The sequence below is a fragment of the Parabacteroides johnsonii DSM 18315 genome, assembly GCF_025151045.1.
GTDB classification, from domain to species: domain Bacteria; phylum Bacteroidota; class Bacteroidia; order Bacteroidales; family Tannerellaceae; genus Parabacteroides; species Parabacteroides johnsonii.
This window is the reverse complement of the sequence record NZ_CP102285.1, coordinates 282,327-302,634: the sequence shown is the minus strand read 5'-3', so window position 1 is coordinate 302,634 and position 20,308 is coordinate 282,327. Positions and strand designations below refer to the sequence as shown.

The 20,308-nt window shown below is 38.4% G+C and carries 15 protein-coding genes; 1 reads left to right on the top strand and 14 read right to left on the bottom strand.

What is annotated here, in order from left to right; translation table 11 throughout:
• Nucleotides 1–47: 47 nt before the first annotated feature.
• From NQ564_RS01455 to NQ564_RS01390, 14 genes are all read right to left on the bottom strand, one after another.
• The gene (locus NQ564_RS01455) at nucleotides 48–1,868 is read right to left on the bottom strand and encodes a GmrSD restriction endonuclease domain-containing protein (protein WP_008151809.1); all 1,821 of its coding nucleotides are present in this window, start codon (nucleotides 1,866–1,868) and stop codon (nucleotides 48–50) included.
• A gap of 23 nt (nucleotides 1,869–1,891) precedes the next feature.
• Nucleotides 1,892–4,822 (bottom strand): type I restriction endonuclease subunit R, encoded by a 2,931-nt coding sequence (locus NQ564_RS01450; RefSeq protein ID WP_008151810.1) that lies wholly within the window; start codon nucleotides 4,820–4,822, stop codon nucleotides 1,892–1,894.
• Between the two features lie 32 nt (nucleotides 4,823–4,854).
• Nucleotides 4,855–6,039 carry a restriction endonuclease subunit S gene (locus NQ564_RS01445; RefSeq protein WP_008151813.1) on the bottom strand — a complete coding sequence of 395 codons (1,185 nt, stop codon included), beginning with the start codon at nucleotides 6,037–6,039 and terminating at the stop codon, nucleotides 4,855–4,857.
• 1 nt (nucleotide 6,040) lies between these two features.
• Nucleotides 6,041–7,024, bottom strand: a complete 984-nt coding sequence (gene xerA, locus NQ564_RS01440) for a site-specific tyrosine recombinase/integron integrase (RefSeq protein ID WP_008151814.1) — start codon at nucleotides 7,022–7,024, stop codon at nucleotides 6,041–6,043.
• A gap of 57 nt (nucleotides 7,025–7,081) precedes the next feature.
• Nucleotides 7,082–8,191: a restriction endonuclease subunit S gene (locus NQ564_RS01435; RefSeq protein ID WP_227963203.1), complete on the bottom strand. Its 1,110-nt coding sequence runs from the start codon at nucleotides 8,189–8,191 to the stop codon at nucleotides 7,082–7,084.
• 1 nt (nucleotide 8,192) lies between these two features.
• Nucleotides 8,193–9,725: a type I restriction-modification system subunit M gene (locus NQ564_RS01430; protein WP_008151820.1), complete on the bottom strand. Its 1,533-nt coding sequence runs from the start codon at nucleotides 9,723–9,725 to the stop codon at nucleotides 8,193–8,195.
• A gap of 5 nt (nucleotides 9,726–9,730) precedes the next feature.
• Complete coding sequence (locus tag NQ564_RS01425) at nucleotides 9,731–11,224, bottom strand: type I restriction-modification system subunit M (RefSeq protein WP_008151821.1); 1,494 nt, start codon at nucleotides 11,222–11,224, stop codon at nucleotides 9,731–9,733.
• Nucleotides 11,225–11,260: 36 nt separating this feature from the next.
• On the bottom strand, nucleotides 11,261–12,634 hold the full coding sequence (locus tag NQ564_RS01420) for an ATP-binding protein (RefSeq protein WP_008151823.1): 1,374 nt from the start codon (nucleotides 12,632–12,634) through the stop codon (nucleotides 11,261–11,263).
• A gap of 119 nt (nucleotides 12,635–12,753) precedes the next feature.
• Entirely contained in the window at nucleotides 12,754–13,071 is a 318-nt protein-coding gene (locus NQ564_RS01415; protein WP_039848332.1) for a helix-turn-helix domain-containing protein, read from the bottom strand.
• Between the two features lie 138 nt (nucleotides 13,072–13,209).
• Nucleotides 13,210–14,745 carry a hypothetical protein gene (locus tag NQ564_RS01410; protein ID WP_008151827.1) on the bottom strand — a complete coding sequence of 512 codons (1,536 nt, stop codon included), beginning with the start codon at nucleotides 14,743–14,745 and terminating at the stop codon, nucleotides 13,210–13,212.
• Nucleotides 14,742–15,764, bottom strand: a complete 1,023-nt coding sequence (locus NQ564_RS01405; protein WP_227963202.1) for a hypothetical protein — start codon at nucleotides 15,762–15,764, stop codon at nucleotides 14,742–14,744. The genes NQ564_RS01410 and NQ564_RS01405 overlap by 4 nt, the downstream gene beginning before the upstream one ends.
• 275 nt (nucleotides 15,765–16,039) lie before the next feature.
• Nucleotides 16,040–17,017 carry a hypothetical protein gene (locus NQ564_RS01400; RefSeq protein ID WP_227963201.1) on the bottom strand — a complete coding sequence of 326 codons (978 nt, stop codon included), beginning with the start codon at nucleotides 17,015–17,017 and terminating at the stop codon, nucleotides 16,040–16,042.
• An 8-nt stretch (nucleotides 17,018–17,025) separates the two neighbouring features.
• Nucleotides 17,026–17,928, bottom strand: a complete 903-nt coding sequence (locus NQ564_RS01395; RefSeq protein WP_008151831.1) for a hypothetical protein — start codon at nucleotides 17,926–17,928, stop codon at nucleotides 17,026–17,028.
• A 185-nt stretch (nucleotides 17,929–18,113) separates the two neighbouring features.
• Complete coding sequence (locus NQ564_RS01390) at nucleotides 18,114–19,523, bottom strand: ATP-binding protein (protein WP_008151833.1); 1,410 nt, start codon at nucleotides 19,521–19,523, stop codon at nucleotides 18,114–18,116.
• A gap of 418 nt (nucleotides 19,524–19,941) precedes the next feature.
• On the opposite strand from NQ564_RS01390, the gene NQ564_RS01385 reads away from it, so the two are divergent.
• Nucleotides 19,942–20,295: a hypothetical protein gene (locus NQ564_RS01385; protein ID WP_008151836.1), complete on the top strand. Its 354-nt coding sequence runs from the start codon at nucleotides 19,942–19,944 to the stop codon at nucleotides 20,293–20,295.
• Nucleotides 20,296–20,308 lie beyond the last annotated feature (13 nt).

The window sequence follows — 20,308 nt, the reverse complement described above, 5'->3', positions numbered from 1 at the left end:
TCAGCTATTTATTAATCACATTTTTCTAGTTTGTTACAGATTGCTATCTATATTAAAGCAACACCAAATTCACGGATTGTTTCTTCGCTATCTCTTCCTGAGACAGATTTGCCTGTCGCTTGCTCTATTCTGTCAAGCAATTGTTTTGCTCGATCTATGAAATAAGCATTGAAATCATCTAATACAAGATGAGCATAACTTACCTTATGTGACTCTATGGCTTCCTGTATCTCAACTTGTTTTAATCCCTTATTTGCCATAGTTCCAATATAGGTACTTGGTGCATGCCCTCCTATTGAACGATTGGAAGATGCATAAATTGGAGTCTTATTAATGACAGAATTCCATTTTATACGTGGAAGGTTATTTTTCTCGCAATAAGTTTGAGGGAATATATGATGAATATCAGCATCTTCATCAATGTAAGATGCTATATCCATACGATGACCTGTCATAAAATCAAGTGGTGAGTCTTGTAAGATAAGTGCCATAACACCTTTGTACGCTGCACTATTCCTAGTCTGCATGGTCAATAAACGAGTTGGTTGTATATTAGAACGATATACAGTCTCTGGCATTTCACCACCTTCCATCCAACGGAATACGCCCATTATATCAGTTGCAAATCTAGCTTCATTGGCACCCCCATATAGTTCACCCATTACGCCACACCAATACCAACGAGACAATAATTCCTGTTTGCTTCCAAGATGCAACATTTTTTTATTTTCGTTGTCGTATGCAAAGATTGCAGCAAGTGGAATAAGTTGTGACGAATATGGAAGATCTCTGGAACGGAAAATCCCCTGATGTACTAAGAAATCAGCTGCATCACAGAAACCTTTAATCAAAGCGTCATGATACTTCAAATAATCTTTCAATTCAAGCCTAAGAATATCTTTTTTCTTACATGTTACAGCCACACGCTCATCATCACCTGAAACCACTCTTTTATAATATGATACCAACAGAGTCATTGCCGCCAAAAAATTAGCACCAGTGATTTCTTTCAATAGCTCGCCATTTACTTTTTGAGCAAAAATATGACGAATGGTCTCCCAATCTTTTCTCAATTCATGTCCTTCAGCAGCAAATGTAGCTGTGACGAGTTCGAAAACCGTAAGAGGTATACCACCAGTGTTTACATTCTCAAAAATCTGACAGACAGCTTCTTTTGGGGTCTCTTTATCAAGCTGAATTATAGGTATGTTATACTCTAAAATTGGACGAAGAATCTGCTGGGAGAAATCACGGAATAAATTTCTATACACTCTATCACCTTTGTAATAGTCTTCCATATCATAATGCCAATCTTCCGTATCATTATGAGAAAACGTAATATTCAGGGGAAACATCAGGTTCTCAAATTCTTTCTCTCTTGTGGATAAGTCCAGCGTTACATCACGGCCAATATTTGTTGTAAGCTGTTTCTTCTCTGATACAGATATAATTGCTTCCAATCTGTCCGCAGTAGAGTCTAGACATTTACGAATATCTAGATAATAATAGCGTTTGATAATTGTATCTCGATTGGTCTCTAATCGAGTATTAGTTGCTTTCTTACTCTTCAAGACCTGATATAAGGTTGTGAGTCGCTGTTGTCCATCGAGCACAAGCCACTCAGGTGTAACTTCTGATATAGAATCCACACCTTCAAATGTGCGATACTTAAAACGGATATGCTCACCACCATTAGCCAAAAACATCGCTGCACCCATTGGGAAGCCAGATGTGATACTTTCTATTAGTTTACATATTTTCGTGTCATCCCAAACCCAACTACGTTGAAAGTCGGGTAATTGAGCCTTACCTTCTTCAACCATTTTTAGGAGGTCATCAAGTTTCTTATCGTGTGATTCAACAGCCATAACAAATTCATTTTATCAACCGATTAGTAATACATCTCAATATACTGATAAGCCTTATCAAAAACTTCTTGATCTTTAATCTGGTAGTTAACCCACAGAATAGAACGTAGTTTCTTTTTTATCTCTCGCTGAGCTGTAATGCTTTTAAAAGCATCTTTAAACTTACGTACAATAGCTACCACATTTTCATCAATATCAGCAACTACACGTTCTACAATAATAGGTGTATCCTCAGTTTTAATTGATTCAAACAACTCCGTAAGAGCAGCTTTAGCTTGTTCCCTCTTGTCAAGAGGTTGATTTGAGTTTTTTTCTTCTTCAAGCACTTCTTTGGCAAGGGTGAGCAATCCTCGGAGGAAATCAATACTAGTTATAAGATTCTCCTCCATATGACGGCGCAGTTCATCCAACTTCTCAGCAAATGCCTTGTAATTAGGGTCTCCATGATGCTCTCCTAACCTCAAACGAAGCATTTTTTCCACTTCCAATATCTTTTTAGGATTATCTTTGGCTTGCTCCAACACCATATCAATTACATCTCCATCTACCACAAGATCCTCAAGTGGAGTCCCAATATCAATTGTATCAATGTTACGATGAATGATTTCAATGGTTTTAGCACCCAATAAAGTCCATATGAGTGATCCTCCGGTACTAACAGGACGTACACTTTGATATACCTGAGCCAGCCAAGTATAATCCGCCTGATAAGCAGCCAGCATTGCATCCGGGCTTACTGTTTCCCAAGCTTTAGCCAATCGTGAAAAATGTTTTGCAAAATTCGTTTTTGTAGACTCATCAAGTAAACATTGCTGGGCAGCTTGCAAACCTTCCCAACCACCGATTGTCCGGTCTACACCAGGGAAAAAGTCAATACACTCTTGCAAAAATTGAGGTATCAACACTTTTATCTCATCAATATTCTTTACAACCGTTTTTACCGTCTCCTCATCAAAAGCAAGGCTTTTGGCTACATTATCAAATACACCAACGAAATCTACAATCAGACCACATTTCTTATCAACATTGTACTTTCTATTCGTACGGCAAATAGCTTGTAACAACGTATGATCTTTCATTGGTTTATCAAGATACATACATTGCAAAATTGGAGCATCAAAACCTGTCAATAGCTTTGAAGTGACAATCACCATTTTAATCGGTGACAATGGATCACGGAATTGGTCAAGAAGTTTTCTTTCTTGTTCTCTATCACGACGGTATGCCTTATACTCATCAGCTTTATCGCCAGCCGTATGCATAACGATAGTGGTTGCATCTTCCGAACCCAAAAGAGCATCAATCGCTTGCTTATATTTCACACAGCAGTCTCGGTTATATACCACGACTTGAGCTTTCATTCCAGTGGGCTCTACATACTCTTTGAAGTGATTTACAATATAACGTGCGACATCGTTAATTCGCTTCTCCGCTGTAAAAAATGCTTCAACAGAAGTTCGTTTTACTAATTCGTTCTTTTCTTCCTCTGATATTTGATCGGTCAGTTCATCAAACTCTTCTTGTAATTGAGCTTCGTTAAGATGCATCTCTACCGGCACTGTTTGGAAATTCAATTCAAGCGTAGCTCCATCTTCAACAGAATTTTGGAAAGTATATTTTGAAATATATCCACCTTTCTCTAAATCCTCATCAGCTCCAAAAGATTGAAAAGTATTCTTATCTCGTTTATTGATAGGCGTTCCGGTAAGACCAAAGAAAAATGCATTAGGTAGTGCATTGCGCATTTTTTGTCCTAAATCCTTTTCCTGAGTTCGGTGTGCTTCATCTACCAACAGTATGATATTATCTCTTTCATTCAGTACACTATCAACATCTCCGAATTTGAAAATTGTCGTTATCAAAATCTTGCGCTGATCCTGCTTGAAAAATGCGACCAACTCTTCTTTTGTCTTTGCTGATTCTATATTGGGGATATCAGCACGAGTGAAATCGCCAGTTATCTGATCTTCCAAATCAATACGGTCATCAACGATAACAACAGTGGGAGCATGTAATTCGTTCTGCAAACGTAATTTTTGGGCAGCAAATACCATCAACCATGATTTTCCCGAACCTTGGAAATGCCAAATAAGACCTTTCTTCGGACCTTGTTTCTCTCGATATGTATTTAAGACACGCTGAACAATAGCTTCACCTCCTAGATATTGTTGATAACGGCAAACTATTTTTATTTTTTTGCCTGATGATGTTCCTGTAAAAACACTATAGTAACGATATATGTCAAGTAGTCGGTTTGGTTGAACTAACCCCATTACATTACTTTTAACCGACTCTATTGTGCCATGCTGACGACCTTCATCTTTAAACCAAGGCCCCCATTTGTCAACAGGAGCACAGATACCGGCATATTGAAGTTCTTTGCCTTCAGTAGCAAAGGTCAATATATTCGGAACAAACATTTCTGGAATGCTTTTTTCATAATGCAGCATATCGATGGCTCCGTCAGCCCATGTTATCTGAGGGCGAACAGGAGATTTTGCTTCACCAACACAAACCGGAATTCCATTTATCAGATAAACCAAATCCAAACGTTTACCTCCATCAACAGAACTACGTGGAAACTCCCATTGATTGGTCACAACACAATAATCTTCAACAGCATCTTCGCTAAAGAATCTGATAGGTATATATTCACCATCCTTTCCAAAAGGTTCTGTGTTTTCATTAAATAACAATGTACGAAAACGATCATTGGCAGTCACTAATTCATCATAATTGCCTCCACAAGTAATCGCAGCACGTAGTTTATAAATAACTTGTTCCGCTTGTTGACGTGTTATCGGGTTCAACCTGATAAGAGCTTCCAATAACCATGATCCCACAAGAACAGAATCTGTACTGCGAGGTATATCCTGTGACTTTACATACTGCCAACCACTTTGGGTTGCAGCTTCTATGAGCATTTGCTCCACTGTATTGTCTTCGTTAAACATATCTATAGTTTTTATTGTTATCAATTTAATAATTAAGCGATTTTACCTAATTCGTCACTCTGTATATCATTCAAATATACTAAAGTCTTTTGAATGACAGATTTTGATTTGTCGGCTTGTCTATATATTGCTTCAAAACGCCTTTGTTCCTCTATCGCAGGCAACCCAACCATAAAATGGTCCAGATATGAAGCACTAACTCTTTTCTGCCCGCCTGTTCCAGACATATTTTTTGCAGCACGCTCACGAAATATAGGCATTCGTGTTAATGCTAACAGCCAATAGGGACTAGATATTCCGTTAATTGGCCGCAATACATGAAATTCTGTAGATCCCATTCCTATACCATTTATAAGTCCATGTACAATAGCTCCTTTGCCATTCTCCATACAAGGTGTAATCTTAGCAAACAAGACATCATTATTCTCAAAATATGTAAAGCCTTTTTTTACTTTTCCATATTCTTCGTCAGTCATATCTACCAAATATCCATCCTCACTTACCGCCGGCATAGGAATAAAAGAGACTTTATCGGTGTCGCAAAGAGCAATGTTAGGACGTCTTGGATTTAGAATACAACATTCTCCTAATCTTTTCAACTCATTCTTCTGATTTAAAGAAAGAGGATTCCCAAACATCTCGATAAATTGCGATTTGAAGTCGCCAAATTTTGATTTGTCGGCCTGACGGTAGATCTGTTCAAATTTGTTTTGTTCGTCTCTTGAAGGTAGTACTATAGACTTAGACATAAAGTCCGACATGCTTAAATTTTGGATACCGGTAGTTTGGCTTGCCATTGCTCTCATTGCAGCCTTATTGATATTATAGGAATTATATAAAGCGTAGAATAAGTATACTGGATTTACAGATTCCTTAGGACGCAATGCTTGTGTAAAATTATTAAGCAAATAATCACCTATTTCATCGAAAAACACGACTCTACCAACCGGATTATCCTTAGTACCTCCGGACCTCTCCAAGATTGTGTCACCTTGTTTGAGCTTTTTTCGTGCAACTTTTTTAGGCTCAATATCTCTAGTTACAACATCCGCCAGATCAAGATGTCCTTCATTAGTAAAGTTTGTTGTGCGAATCACTTTTATAGCATTTTCAGAAGTCGGTTCGCTTCCCCATTCCCCTGGGAATGTATCAGATACCAAATCTTCCAATTTGCAATAAGATTCAACAGTCCCAAACATCTCGATAAATTGCGACATACTAACCAATAAATTTACGGTGAGACATTTTTACATTTGTCTGATTCACCATAGCATATTGCAATGTTGTATCAAGACTTTGATGCCCTAAGAGATGCTGGACCTGCTCTATGGGCATACCTTTATCTATCGCCATTGTTGCCAACGTGCGGCGGAATTTATGAGGATGCACCTTAGGAATATTCAATTCACGTCCCAATCGACGCAATCGAATTTCCACGCCACTTATCTGTAGTCGATCATAAGGTGCTAATAACGAAACAAACAGCGCAGGATTGTCATCTATCCGTTCTGCCAAATAACGTTGTAAATGTATCTTTGCGCGAGCATCGAAATAAACTCGACGTTGCTTATCGCCTTTACCGGTAACGATGCATTCCCGGTTTTCAAAGTCTATATCGTTCCGATTGAGTTTGACCAACTCCCCAACACGCATACCGGTAGAGGCCAACAAATCAATCAAGGCTAAATCGCGAATACCTTCACAATGGTCACGCATTTGTTCCAACGCTTCATCGGAGTATGTTTCTTTGACTGTTTTTCCGACTTTTACTTTATGAATCCGACGTACCGGACTCTTCACAATATAATCCTCATCCTCAAGCCATGAAAAGAAACTTGACAAAATGCGGCGTATGTTGTCTACCGTAACCTTTGTGGCACCGCTTGTCTGCTGATAATCATTCAAGTAATTACGCAAGTCATCAGTAGTGATATGGCGAATATTTTTCCCTATTTTCCTGATAGCATTATTTAATGTACTTCGATAATAGTGTATCGACTTATCCGAACAACCTTCGACTCGTTTAGCCGACAAAAAACTATCTATTAATTCACTATTACCACTGCACTCTTCATTGTTCTTAGACGACACGTTGATATCACGAAAGGCATAATCTAGCACCTTTCGTAATTGACTCATTTGCTCGTTGTTTAAAACTCCCAGCATAGCCTGCTCTATGTCATTAATCAGATTCTCTATCATATTATTAATAAATTTGTTATCCAATTAAGCCGCAGCTATCAACGCATCTCTTTTATTCTATCCGTTTATTAAACTCTTTATGACTTTATCGATATGTTCAATGCACTGCTTCAATTCAAATTTTGATTTATCTGCCTGAGAGGCGATGGCCGATAAAGTCTCTCGAACATCTTTGTCGGGGAAGGGAACCTCGACTTTATCAAGCATCTTTTGCGTGATTTGGTTCATTGTTGAGGACTTTCCCTCACTAACACGTTCTCTGAAATCTTGAGATTGGAAATAGAGGTACAAGTATTTTGCCTCGGCAGAACGTATTATAGTCATGAACGCACCAAAAGTCATTGGTTCATTAATGTCGGGAATCATAGCCACTTTACCTACAAGTGAAGCACTTCCATTACGGCTGCACATCAGGATATCGTCTTCTTTCACGAAGAGGCTTTCTTTGATTGGCGCATTAACCCTGACAATATCTGAAAAGGATATTTTCCCATCTTGTATGTTACCAGACCTAAGCACAATGGTACCATCATCACAAATTTGTTCGGGCTTATAAGTTAAGCCTATGGAATATTCTGCCAATTCTGAAAGTCTTTTTGTTGGCCAGCCTTTCGGGTTGTTCCTTGGATCACCCACCATCTCGATAAATTGCGATTTCACCATTTCATCGGTGGCAACAAGTAGTTTTTTATAGGCTTCCTTCAATCTATAGGCTGCCCATAATTTATCAGCAAGAATTTTTTGTTCCTCTAATGGAGGTAATTCGAACTCATAATCAGCCAAATGCTCCCATTTTACACGAGGTGATAGAGAGCCAGCAGAGCCTCTATTAGCATAATCAAAAAATACAGGTGTTTGAATTATGAAAGGCAATAACTCAGGCAGCATTTTCCCTTCTATTGCTTGTATTACAGTTATGTCGCCTGAGCATATACCATCAAATTCAGCAATTGCAGCCTTACGTTGATAAGCTCGACGTCTACCAAATAAGACTTGTCCCTTTACAAACCTTTTTGAAAAAGTATTATCTGTATTTATATCATATGCATCAAAACGTATTTCATCAGGGATAAGATGTTCCAAACCAACTATAGGAACATCCTGTTTACTTTTTGTCCATTTAAGTCGACTTTCACGAGCGACATCACCTAATTTTACTACACCCATATTATTTAATCAACTTAATTAACTCATCCATTTCATTTATACATTGACTATGAGAGGAAATCCAAACATTTATAGCATCCTCTTTAGAGACAGTAAGTGCATCCTGTAGTACACTTTGATATGCGTACAATGATATATTCAGATTAAACTTCTTTTCTCTAATTTCATCATTACTTACAATTCTCGAGAAGCCATCCAATTCTCTATTTTGTTGGTATGCATTTACAATCCTTTGTATATGCTCTGCCAACAACATACTCTCTGCATTTTTTCTTGTAACTTCATTCACAGCATTTATCATCAAAACTCGATTCTTTTTGCTATTAGCCTTTGAGCAGTTACATATTAATATGCAAGCTTCCATAGGAGAATTATAAAACAAGTTTGCTCCCAAACCTATTATACAATCAAGTATATCCATTTCAACGAGTTTCTTTCGTAATTCTAATTCTTCATCACGAAATAGTACACCATGGGGAAAAAGAATCGCACATCTTCCCTGAGTTTCATTCATTGAAGCTATGATATGCTGAAGAAATGCATAATCAGCTCTTCCTTGCGGAGGCGTTCCCAAGAAATTACGTCCCCACTTATCATTCATGAATTTTTCACGATTCCATTCTTTGATTGAATAAGGAGGATTTGCCAGAACAATGTCGAACTTACGAAGATGGCTGCCATCCAAGAATGCAGGATGCTCCAACGTGTCAGCACATACTATTGAAAAATCCTCTACGCCGTTCAGATAAAGATTCATTCGTGCAATAGAAGAGGTCAATCCATTTACCTCTTGTCCGAACACCTGCACACTCTGCCACTCTTCCCCTTTGTTGCGAAGATAGTCCAAACATTTAACCAACATTCCCCCGGAACCGCAAGTCGGGTCATAAATACTTTCATTCGGTTTGGGCTGCAGTATTTCAGCCATAAGCTGAACGACAGTTCTATTCGTATAGAACTCCTGAGCCGTATTCCCGGCATCATCGGCAAACTTTCCAACAAGGTATTCGTATGCCTGTCCCATTTCGTCGGCAGGACATGCCTTCAAACTCAACGTATATTTAGAGAAATCCTCAATCAACGAAGTGATTATACTATCGGGCATCTTCGCCTTATTGGTCCAGCCATCCTTAGGTCCGAAAATTCCTTCTAAACCTCCGATTTTTCTGCCATCCATTTCCTTAGCAGGATTGGCTTGCTCAATGGCAATAAATGCTTCGACTAATTTATTACTAACATTTTCCGTTACTTCACGAACATCTCTCCAATGCGCACCATCAGGAATGCGGATGGGGAGATCTTCTACTTGCATACCTGCATACTCAACTCCTCCTTCACACACAAATCCTTCAAACTGTTCATCATAAACATCGGAAATGCGTTTGAAAAAAAGCAAAGGGAAAATATACTCTTTATATCCTGCAGCATCAATCTGACCACGCAAATGAGTAGCAGCCGCCCAAAGGAAACTTTTAAGTTCATCGAGCGTAATAGGGTCATCCGGAAGACGATATTGTTTTACTTTTTCTGCCATATTGATTATGCGTTAATGAGTAATGAAAATTCGTTCTCCAATCGCTTCACATCTTCGTATGCTTGTTTGAACTCAGCCAACACTTCCGTATAAGGACGAATTTCCTCCTTGTGGTAAACCACATAGCGATTGGGCGAAAGATTATACTCTTTATCTCTTATCTCCTGCAATGTAACGATTCGAGAATAGTCCTCTTCATCGGAGTAATTTTGATAAAGTGAATATAACCTATCTATATCATTCTCTTCTAAAATATTCTGCGCTCTCTTTTGAGTTAGAATTTTGGAACCATCTATCATCAAAATCCGTCCGGAATGATGAGCCTGTTTCATTCTTCGTATTATCAAAAAGCACGGTGAAAGTCCAGTTCCATAAAACAATTTATCTCCTAATGTAACAACGGCTTCTATCAAATCACTTTCGACTAATTGTTTCCTTATTTCTGCTTCTTGATTTCCACGAAACAGAATACCTTGCGGCATTACAACAGCCATACGCCCCTTGCCGGAAGACATAGAACATATCATATGCTGAATCCACGCATAGTCACCACAACTATCACTCGGCGTTCCATAAATATTCCGCTTATATTTATCTGAACTCCATTCCGTTGCTCCCCAATTTTCAAGAGAAAATGGAGGGTTTGCTATAACACAATCGAATTTGGCGATATTACCACCTTGAAGAATTTTTGGATCTCTCAATGTGTCGCCTTGCATTACATTAAAATCAGATGCACCATGCAGGAATAGATTCATTTTAGCAATGGCCGCATTCACGACATTCTTCTCTTGTCCGAATATACTTCCACAGCAAAGAGAATCATCGTGCATATATCGTATAGCTTCGATAAGCATTCCTCCACTACCACAAGCAGGATCATATACAGTTTCCCCCGGTTGCGGATCAAGAATATGCACTAATAATCTCACAACAGAACGAGGAGTATAAAACTCTCCGGCCTGGGCCTTACTGTCATCAGCAAACTTCTTTAATAGTATCTCGTAGGCATCACCCATTAAATCTGCAGGATAATCCTTATTACCAAGTTTTCGTCTTGATAGATGTTCTATCAGGTCACGAATCTTACTGTCATTGAGAATTGCCTTATTAGTCCATTTCTGAGATGAAAACATAGATAGCACCCCATACAATGTATCTGGGTTTGCTATCTCTATCTGTCTCATAGCACCAACTATGGCTGCTCCAAGATTTTCTGTACGTTCTCGGACTTCTTGCCAATGACAACCATCAGGAATAACAAAACGATGTTGCTCTGGAAGAGATGCATATTCCTTATCACCACCACTTGATATTAAAGCTTCTTCTGTTTCTTCATCATAAACATCAGATATCCGCTTGTAATAAAGCAAAGGCGTGATATAATCCTTAAAATTATCTTGACTTACAGGACCGCGTATTATATTACAGGCCTCAAACAAGAAATTGTATAAGTCCTGTGCACCTGTAAGCTCTTTATTTATTGTTTTTTTTGCCATCTAATAACTCTGTCAAATAGTGGATTTGAGATTCCTTTATTTCATTAACTCAACAACATCTTCTGGCAACATTACATTCCCAGCATCATCTTTCGGAGTGTTCTTAAGGAACAGCACTGGAACGACGGTGTAGCTCTTGGCAAACGGCAGCAGATTAGCCTTGTGGAGAAGTTCAGTTGTTAACTGTTTACCATTCTCTTGAGTTGTCCATTTACATTCACCAACCAGCAAATACTTTTTATCAAGCGATTCTGCCATCACATCGAATTCGACCTGTTCAGGTTTCTTATCCTCATTGAGAACAGCCCCCCACCAGCGTTTTGCCTTACCATAAACTACTCCATTGACAAGATTACCTGTTACAGAATCCCGGCATAATTTTTCCCATTGCATACTCACATACTCAGAGAAATGGGCGTTTAAAGCCTGTTCAATGGGCAAGCGACGACCAAGTTCAATGAACGAGCGATTCGGAACAACAAACTGGTAATAGAATGCCATAAACGGATCGGCTATCTTATAAAGGCTCTTTTTCGCATTCTTTTCATCAATCCCGAACGGAACATCTTTTTCCAAGAATCCGAGATCAATAAGTTTCTTTAATGGTCGTGATAGATTTGTTGCCGGTTCATAGCATCGTCCAGCAATCTCAGAAAGACGATTTGCCCCAGTCCCAATATAAGACATTATTGTCGAAGTCTTGACAATATCCTTAACATCATCTTGAAACAGTTTTATAGGTTCTTCGTAAAGAGTGCCATTTACAGAAAGGATATTGTGCCACAATGCATCATCAAGCGAACTTCTGTTTTCCCTTAGTTCCCAATAACGTGGTACACCTCCCCATACGGAATACTCCTCAATGGCATTCATCGCATCAAGACTCAAAGCCTCCTGAATATACGGCAAACGTATCGGCGCAAGCCTCATTATCTCATCAGCACGACCATAGAGAGGTGCTGTTGAATCAAGGAACAACCCATACATCATATTTTGAGAAGAACCACAGAGCACAAGATTATACTTCAGTTGCTTCTCATCAACAAGTTTCTGCAGAACAGACGGCAGCTCTGGAGATTGTTCCACAAGATACGGAAATTCATCCAAGCATAAGGTAAAACGCCTGTCTGTTCGATAATTGACCGCACGAAACATAGATTCCCAGTCCGGATATGTTAACTTATCGAAATCCGGAAACACTTGTGCTATTACTTTAGCAAGCAACGCTCTCTGATGTTGGCCTTCAGAACGGTCAGCGAGAAAATAAACATCATTGTCCGACAACACTCTTTTGATAAGCGTTGACTTACCTAATCGTCTACGACCATACATAACGACTAACGAGGACCTCTCTCTCGCAAGAGCATCCTTCAAACGTGCTGCTTCATCTATTCTATCAACGAATTTCATATGTCATATCTATTATGCAATGCAAACATAATGATTTTGGAACATAATACGAAATTTCAAGTCTTGTTTTTATCCTCATAAAAACATTTTTAACTTACGGATAGGGAGTATGCACTCTATCACTTTTTTGAAGCTCGCTTCCTTGTCTTCAAACTCAAATCCTGCAGGGCTTTCCCCAATCTATCTTCTTTGGCCAGCCATAGAATATCATCGTCAAGCTGCAAGGCATACAAAACACGCAAGTAAATACCGATTGCCACTGTCGGTACACCTTTCTCTATTCGGGATATGGTCAACGGGGAGCAGGTAGCACGTTCAGCCACCTGAGCTACACACAGATTCCTACGTAGACGAGCTAGTTTTATCTGCTCTCCCACTACCGACATCTTTTGCTCCAGTTTTCGGGGTAATTTAGTCCCCATTGTATTCTTTGTCATATTCAACATATCATATAATATGCAAAGATAGCACACTTTATTTATTTAATGATATGTTACAGGGAGATATAGCGACCATAAAAAACACGAAACCTGTACATCCCTAAATAATTTCCCAAAATAGGATTAAGCATACAGTTAAAAAAAATTCTCCATCTGGTAAAGCGTTTTATTGAACGATATCCTCAGTTCAGCTGGACATTTGGGGTCTTTCAGAAGTTGTCTTAATCTTTTTATCTGGACTCTCATCTTGATATTGCTCGCTTTCCTGGTCTTATCCACTCTTATCGCAAACTCAGCCATTAGGCTCTTCAAGAACTTTCGGATTCTACCCATAATCTTTATAAACGTTGAATAAGCATTGATTTCTATCAGCAAATCAATTCCTTCAACACTTTCTAATATGCGAAGAACATTACTTTCGTTGGTATCTCTGTCCAAATAGTGCACGTACAAAGCCCTCCGCTTCACATTCTCCTGCTTTAAAAGACTTTCTAACTCAATTCGAATTTCCGCCGCTTCAGTTTTCAACTTTGCAGCATCAGTTGGAACAGCTTTCTGTATAAATGTCCAAAGTGCATTTCCTTTTTCTGCATCATTATATCCGACAAGATGGCCAAGCGTTGAAACCTTTGATACAAGCAATCGACGAAATGTCAAGGGGTATTCTATATCACTTCCTGCATTCATAAAAGCCCTCATGACACAAGCCATATCAGCAAAAGACATTTCCACCAGAAGATAAACATTCATTAAGTCTTTCATGTCCTTTATTGTCTTTGGTTTGTCTTGTTTGAGTGCGTTCTCGCCCAACCAGTCTCCCAACCGTCCTAGTTTATCCTTTTCTTTAGCGGCCCAGTCAATGCTATCAATATCTTTAAGCACCTTACCGAGCACTTCCTTCAATTGATCATTTTTTGAAAATTCAGAAACCATTCGTTTGTAGAAATCTTGTTTGATAACATTGATTTGAAAATGATGAAAACCTGTCACCTTAGAAAATGTATTTCCCTGCAAGGCCTCCACGTATTCAATAGTATCACATAATACCTGTATCCAAAGCAGTGCATCCATCCACGGAATTACGCATTTCATGGGGTCATCCTCGCCTTTATCTTTTACCTTTACGAGTTGTTTATACACTTTATAGAGGTCATCATCATAATGGTAAGTAAGATTCCTACTTTTACGCTCTTCATTGGTTGTCATCACGGCTCTCAATTGCGTTGACACCTTGTCATAAAGGGCTACTAACTGTTCATATACCTGAGCATACTTACTCCTTTCGAATCTTTGGTATTCATGTCTAAGTTCACATCCGAGCTTCGTCCATACTGCCCCCTCTCTTTCTTCACCATGACCTAATAGCAAACGGCATCCCTCCACCCTAATACCTTCAAGGTTCTTGATATGATAGCATTTCTCAAAGGTGTATGTACCATTCAAACTGCCCCTTAAACTGGTCATCAGGTCTATCAATATAAACCTCATGTCCATCCGCAGTTCTACAGCCAGTCTTAGCAATTGTGGTACATCTTCATTTAATTCTTTCAAGAGTGAAATATCTTCTACTACCTTCTTGTACAAATCCTCGATGGTCTTTGAGAAGTTGCCTATCAGGTTCTCTACAGTCTCTTTTGAAGCCTCCTTATATATAACTTTTATATCTGTCATTTTGCTTTCTCTACTATCTTCCTTGCAAGTAATGTCGTTTCTATCAGATGTAATATCAATACATGACAAAGTCTACAAACCGACATCAAAGTCGTTTCATATACCTTACTATCATCAGTTGCATCGTAGTGGCATTTTATGTGTTGTGTCGTGGAATCGTAATCAATGCCTCCACTATGACTAGCAGCATTCCTGATTTTATTATTCATTGAACCGTCCAGATAATCCATAAATGCACCATTCCCTTCAAGAACTTCTATCATCTTTCCTGCTGCTTTTCCGGCAAACTTTGTGATAGTATCAACATCGCTTAGCCCAGAATGGGTAAACACATCTATATCTCCGTTCTCTTGAAGATTGTTCAATCCTACAAGTATCTTTAAGCTATGTGCAAATACCTCATAACCTTCTTTGTACAAATCCATAACATCATCACAACCTATAGTAACAATCTTCAAATCGCCATTTTCTGTCACATCTTTGATGCCAGCACTTGCATATATCATGACCGGTAGAATTTTTTGTATGTTGTCAATAGACTTAGCTAAAAAAGGCAATACCTCATCTTTATACCATTTTGAAATCAAGCCGCTAGCATCCAGTTTAACTTTGATATTCCGCACCTCATCTACAGTCAACTTATTGATAAGGTCTTCCAGCGGTTTAATAAACCTTGCATGGCAGTCATCCAGATAGTATTGTGGAGCAATGTTTAAATATACAACTTCCAGCAGCTTAAAGTAGGAATCATACATATCCTGAACACTGCCAAGGGGCTTATATTTCTTCACATCGAACAATGTGGCCATCTTCTGACTAAACGCTTCCGCATTCCCTTTCTTCAGGATAGGCAATAGTGAATTCAGTGCTCCCTTATAGGGTAACAACCCATTCTGCATCCTTGTTAAGAACACATCATACTTATGAATCTCTTCTAGTGAAAAAAAAGGACTTTTAAACGATAAACTCAAAAATAACGATGAAAGAGCCATGGACTGTGCAAAGTCTAAGTCTTTCATATACAAATCGTCAATAATTGGCAGAGATGAAGAATAACCAATGGTTGTTATTGGTGGGTCTTGAGGCGAAGGCATGTACATAAATTCCCTTGGGGAAAGGCCTCGCTTCCCATATTTATAAGTAAGGTTATCTCCGCAATCCACGCACTCAAAATTGATGGGCCATTCATAGATGTTTATGGTCTGGTCTATCTGAAACTTCAACTGATATACTTTCCCGCAACTGGGACATTTTACATATATGCGCTGTACCATAAATTACCTTTAATTTATTTTTAAATCATCAATCTCATCCTTTCCTGCATAGTTTTAGCTGCTGCCAAGATGTTTGACAGCGAGCAAATTTCTCCTAACTTTTGCCATTCACAGAACTGATAGATTAACGTCCACAAATAAACATAGCTAAAAGTCAACAAATAGTATGAAAAAGCATAGGTATTTAGTGTCGCCTTATCGCTCTTAAAAGGAGAGAAATAGTCCCCATGAAAACGTTCACACCTATACGTATAAAGCACACAACTCAACATAAATAATAGCCGGTTTTCTATGTCAACCATATATTCATTGCTGTTCACCGTCACTTTTTCTCCTCTCAATATCTTCTGGAGCAAAAGCGAAGACCGCCTCAACACGTCTGCACTAGGCTTCACCGTTTCCTCAAGTTTATACTTGGCTTTAAGATCAGCATACAATTCTTTCGTTAAGATGTCTTTTGCCCTTTCCGAAACTTTTTCTGCTTTATCTGTAATAGCCAAATCATGTTGGATAAAGCAGCGCAAAATTGCAAATCTTAATACAGAAATGGGTATTTCACTTAAAAACCTCTCCCACATTTCTTTTACCCGCAGATCTTTATTGACAAGAGGCATGATCAACTCTTTTACTGTTCTCAGCATTAGGTGAGTTGCCTTATCGTTATCTTTCGGCCACGCTATACTTCTATGATGATTCATAAATATCTCCAGCGAACGCCATGCGATATTGAATCCTTCATCTGGTCTGTAAGGTAATTCGTCATAGATATCAATGATACCCGAGAACACCTTGTTCAATTTCGCATTGGGAAATAGGATATCTTTTGCCCCTTCTGATAACTTCACAGGTTCAAAGATTTGTGTTATCCCTTGCCCATGAAGCCATTCGTCTAGCATCTGCTGTACATCACTATACCACTGTCCTGCTTCTGGCCACGTATTGTTATAGGTAATACGTTTCTCTGTCCAAAGCAATTCTCGCTTATCTTTTTCTATCATAACCATTTTTATATGCCGTAAAGTTCTCTTAAAGTTTTTACTCTCCATGTCTGTGTCCAAAAGTTGTTGTTCACGACATCATAGAATCTAATTTCATCTCCATACCGTCTACAAACAAAAACGAATTTATATCTATTCCGAAAAGGACGTCCCTTAGGCTCCACATGACTCACAAAATACTTCGCATTCGCTTTAATGTTCTTTCCAATATCATTTAACCTTCTGACCATTTCTACGTAACTCCGCATTGCCATCATGCTTGTCCCTGCTGACGTTATACCACCTCCCATAGGTAAATATGAATCCCCGGTAGATAATTCATGAAAAGTATTTACACCAGATTTTCTTAATAACGTGATATTCTTTTCGTCAAATGAGGTTTCAGGTTTCCCTCCTTCCATCTTATAGATTGAAAGTAATTCTGGCCAGTTCTCGTTTACTATTTCCAAAAGTCCTTTATCCGACCATCCTACGTGGTCTCTGATATCAATAAAGTATACATTATCGTTACGAAAAATGGCGAAAAGCACAGGACCTGTACGCTTTACATAGCCAGGGGCAGAAAACGTTTCTCCTAAATGCAAATGATGTATGCCCCAGTCATACAAAAGCCCATCAAGTTTGTCTTTCTTGGTAGCATTGTTCAAGTGAGGATTCACACTTTCTCCTTTACGAATTTTCTCTTCCAACCATTTTAGTCCAATCTCTACTTCTACTGGACAAGTAAAAGAGGTTGCTTTGTAAATTGTCCTGGGCCTTTTATCTATAAGACGATAGGTGTATGAACAGTAAGACTGCAATACATCATCATTAGTAGTCAAAGAAGATGTATCAAAACCTAGTTCTTCTATTTCTCTCTTGAAAATATTGGCAAGCGTTTCCTTAAGTTTACAAGTAATTTCTATACCCATTGTTTAACCCTTTTATACGCTTCATCATAGTACCAATGAAACGAAACAGTTCGTGTTAAGACCTTAAACGAAAGAAACATTAATATAATATTTCTTAATCCCATGGTTTCTATAATCTTAATCAAGATAATTATAATAGACGTTATCAATTGATAACTTACAAAACCAATTAAAGTCCTTTAGCTTTACTTCATTCCCGTGTTCATATTTACGTTAAATAAACTCACATCAACATCAGGAATGATAACGTCCGCAAGCTTATCTTCGACAAGGAACCCCATATACAACGGAATGGTCAGTATATCCCCCTCACGTCCTACATTATATTGGCCCAACTTGATTGCATTCCCGACATGATACACATCCTTGTTTCTAAGAATTGTTGTCATACTTTTTGTCTTACCCGTCTTTGCCTTGACTTCAAGGATAACGCATTCACCCTTGAACCTTACCAGAAAGTCCAGTTCAAGTCCACTGTCTTTATGGAAATAGTATAGTTTCTGCCCGGACTTGCATAGGAAATCCGCCATGAGATTCTCAAAGAGAGCCCCCTTGTATCCAAGAAGATTACCCTTTAAAATATCTGCCTGAGTGCCATAATCAAGCATTGCCACAAGGATACCTATGTCGGTAGTGTACACCTTGAAACAATCTTTGATAGAATTGCCCTCTAACGGCAGTTCCGTAATCTGCGTATTGTAGCATCTACGGACTATTCCGGCATCTTCCAACCATTGAATGCTACCGATGTATTGAGAAGATCTTCCTCCTTTCTTAACTACGGAATACTGGAATTTCTTGTTCTCCTTGGCTAATTGCTTCGGAATGGATTCAAAACATTCACGGATATTAGGTTTGTCCGCATCATCTGCATATTTAACCATATCCTCTTCGTATTCGGCAATAAGATTACGCTGCACTTTATATATAAGTTCGATATTCTTGGTTTCAAGGAAGCAATTCACCACTTCCGGCAAACCTCCGACAATGACATATCTGTACAACAGCTCCATCATTGCCTTGTGAACCCCATCGGGAACTGCCTTTTCGTTCTCAAAACATGATCTGACAGAATCAATAACCGTCTCACTGATTCCGTTTGCCCATAGAAATTCTTCAAAATCCAATGGGTACATATCAATCACAGTTTCATATCCGACAGGAACAGAATCTTGTCCGACATCCTCTTGCTTTTTCTTACTTTGACCGTAGCCTTTCACTCCCAAAAGAGAACCTGTTGCAATAACATCGAAACGTCCGTCTATATGAAATGACTTCAAGGCTGTCCTTGCTTCCTTGCATTCTTGAATCTCATCAAGGATAATACAGGTTTTCCCTTCAATGAACCGACTGCCTTGAATCAAAGCGGAGAGATTGAGAATGATGGTATCGACATCTATATTGCCAGTAAAGGCAGACTTCTTATCAGGTTCAAGAATGAAGTTCATATAAACCACACTCTCATAATTCTCCTTTGCAAATTTCTGGACAATATATGTCTTTCCACACTGGCGGATGCCTTTTATAACAAGAGGCTTTCTGCCCTCAGTCTGTTTCCAGTTGGCTAAATATGTTTCTATTTTCCTTTTAAGCATAGCGCTATCTTATTCTTTCCGCTACAAAATTACACTTTTTCAAGCGAATAAACAAGAATTGAACACACTTTTTCAAACGAATAAATTCGATTTGCTACACTTTTTCAAACGAATTATCCCCATTACACGACATTTTTTCAAGCGAATCACAGCAGAAACTAACTTTACTTTATCTCCGTATTCATATATACGTGCATTAAAGTAAAGCTAACAGAGGGAGAAAAAGAGATGGCTTCACCAAAGTTGAGCAGAGCCATATCTGCCGACTTTCTCTTTTATTCATCAACCAAGATACAAAAAAGTCTCTTGAATTTAATTGAGATTATCGACGAAGACATAGCTAAATTTTGTACTTTTGTAACTGGATAGAAAACAGATAAATTGCAAGGGAACAACATTATTATCAAACTATTAATTTATGAAACAAAAAAAAGCATGCATCACAATACTTATATGTATTTTAGCACTCTCATTATTAAATAGCTGCACAATAGATATTGATCCGTCAGTAGCCAATACAACATTTGGTATGCAAGCTCTGCATTATGAATTTATCATCATCTTGATCAGCCTAATTGGCGGAATAGGATGTTTAATTGCAGGAATAGTTTTAACCGTACTTGGATTTACAGGTTCAATTGAATGGATAATTGAAGTCTCAGGATTCACATCAAGACTAATCAATGCCTCTCCGGGTATTGTATTAATGATTTTAGGGTTATTTTTAACACTTAAAAGCCGTTTAAAAATAAAAGCAAAGAAACACAGTTAGGTTTACATTATCG

Coding starts and splice junctions, on each gene's coding strand:
- NQ564_RS01400 (WP_227963201.1), bottom strand. CDS start 17,017: ATGATAGAAAAAGATAAGCGAGAATTGCTTTGGACAGAGAAACGTATT.
- NQ564_RS01385 (WP_008151836.1), top strand. CDS start 19,942: ATGAAACAAAAAAAAGCATGCATCACAATACTTATATGTATTTTAGCA.
- NQ564_RS01445 (WP_008151813.1), bottom strand. CDS start 6,039: ATGTCGCAATTTATCGAGATGTTTGGGACTGTTGAATCTTATTGCAAA.
- NQ564_RS01395 (WP_008151831.1), bottom strand. CDS start 17,928: ATGGGTATAGAAATTACTTGTAAACTTAAGGAAACGCTTGCCAATATT.
- NQ564_RS01425 (WP_008151821.1), bottom strand. CDS start 11,224: ATGGCAAAAAAAACAATAAATAAAGAGCTTACAGGTGCACAGGACTTA.
- NQ564_RS01405 (WP_227963202.1), bottom strand. CDS start 15,764: ATGAAAGACTTAGACTTTGCACAGTCCATGGCTCTTTCATCGTTATTT.
- NQ564_RS01415 (WP_039848332.1), bottom strand. CDS start 13,071: ATGACAAAGAATACAATGGGGACTAAATTACCCCGAAAACTGGAGCAA.
- NQ564_RS01435 (WP_227963203.1), bottom strand. CDS start 8,191: ATGGGTGTAGTAAAATTAGGTGATGTCGCTCGTGAAAGTCGACTTAAA.
- NQ564_RS01430 (WP_008151820.1), bottom strand. CDS start 9,725: ATGGCAGAAAAAGTAAAACAATATCGTCTTCCGGATGACCCTATTACG.
- NQ564_RS01450 (WP_008151810.1), bottom strand. CDS start 4,822: ATGTTTAACGAAGACAATACAGTGGAGCAAATGCTCATAGAAGCTGCA.
- NQ564_RS01410 (WP_008151827.1), bottom strand. CDS start 14,745: ATGACAGATATAAAAGTTATATATAAGGAGGCTTCAAAAGAGACTGTA.
- NQ564_RS01420 (WP_008151823.1), bottom strand. CDS start 12,634: ATGAAATTCGTTGATAGAATAGATGAAGCAGCACGTTTGAAGGATGCT.
- NQ564_RS01455 (WP_008151809.1), bottom strand. CDS start 1,868: ATGGCTGTTGAATCACACGATAAGAAACTTGATGACCTCCTAAAAATG.
- NQ564_RS01390 (WP_008151833.1), bottom strand. CDS start 19,523: ATGCTTAAAAGGAAAATAGAAACATATTTAGCCAACTGGAAACAGACT.
- xerA (WP_008151814.1), bottom strand. CDS start 7,024: ATGATAGAGAATCTGATTAATGACATAGAGCAGGCTATGCTGGGAGTT.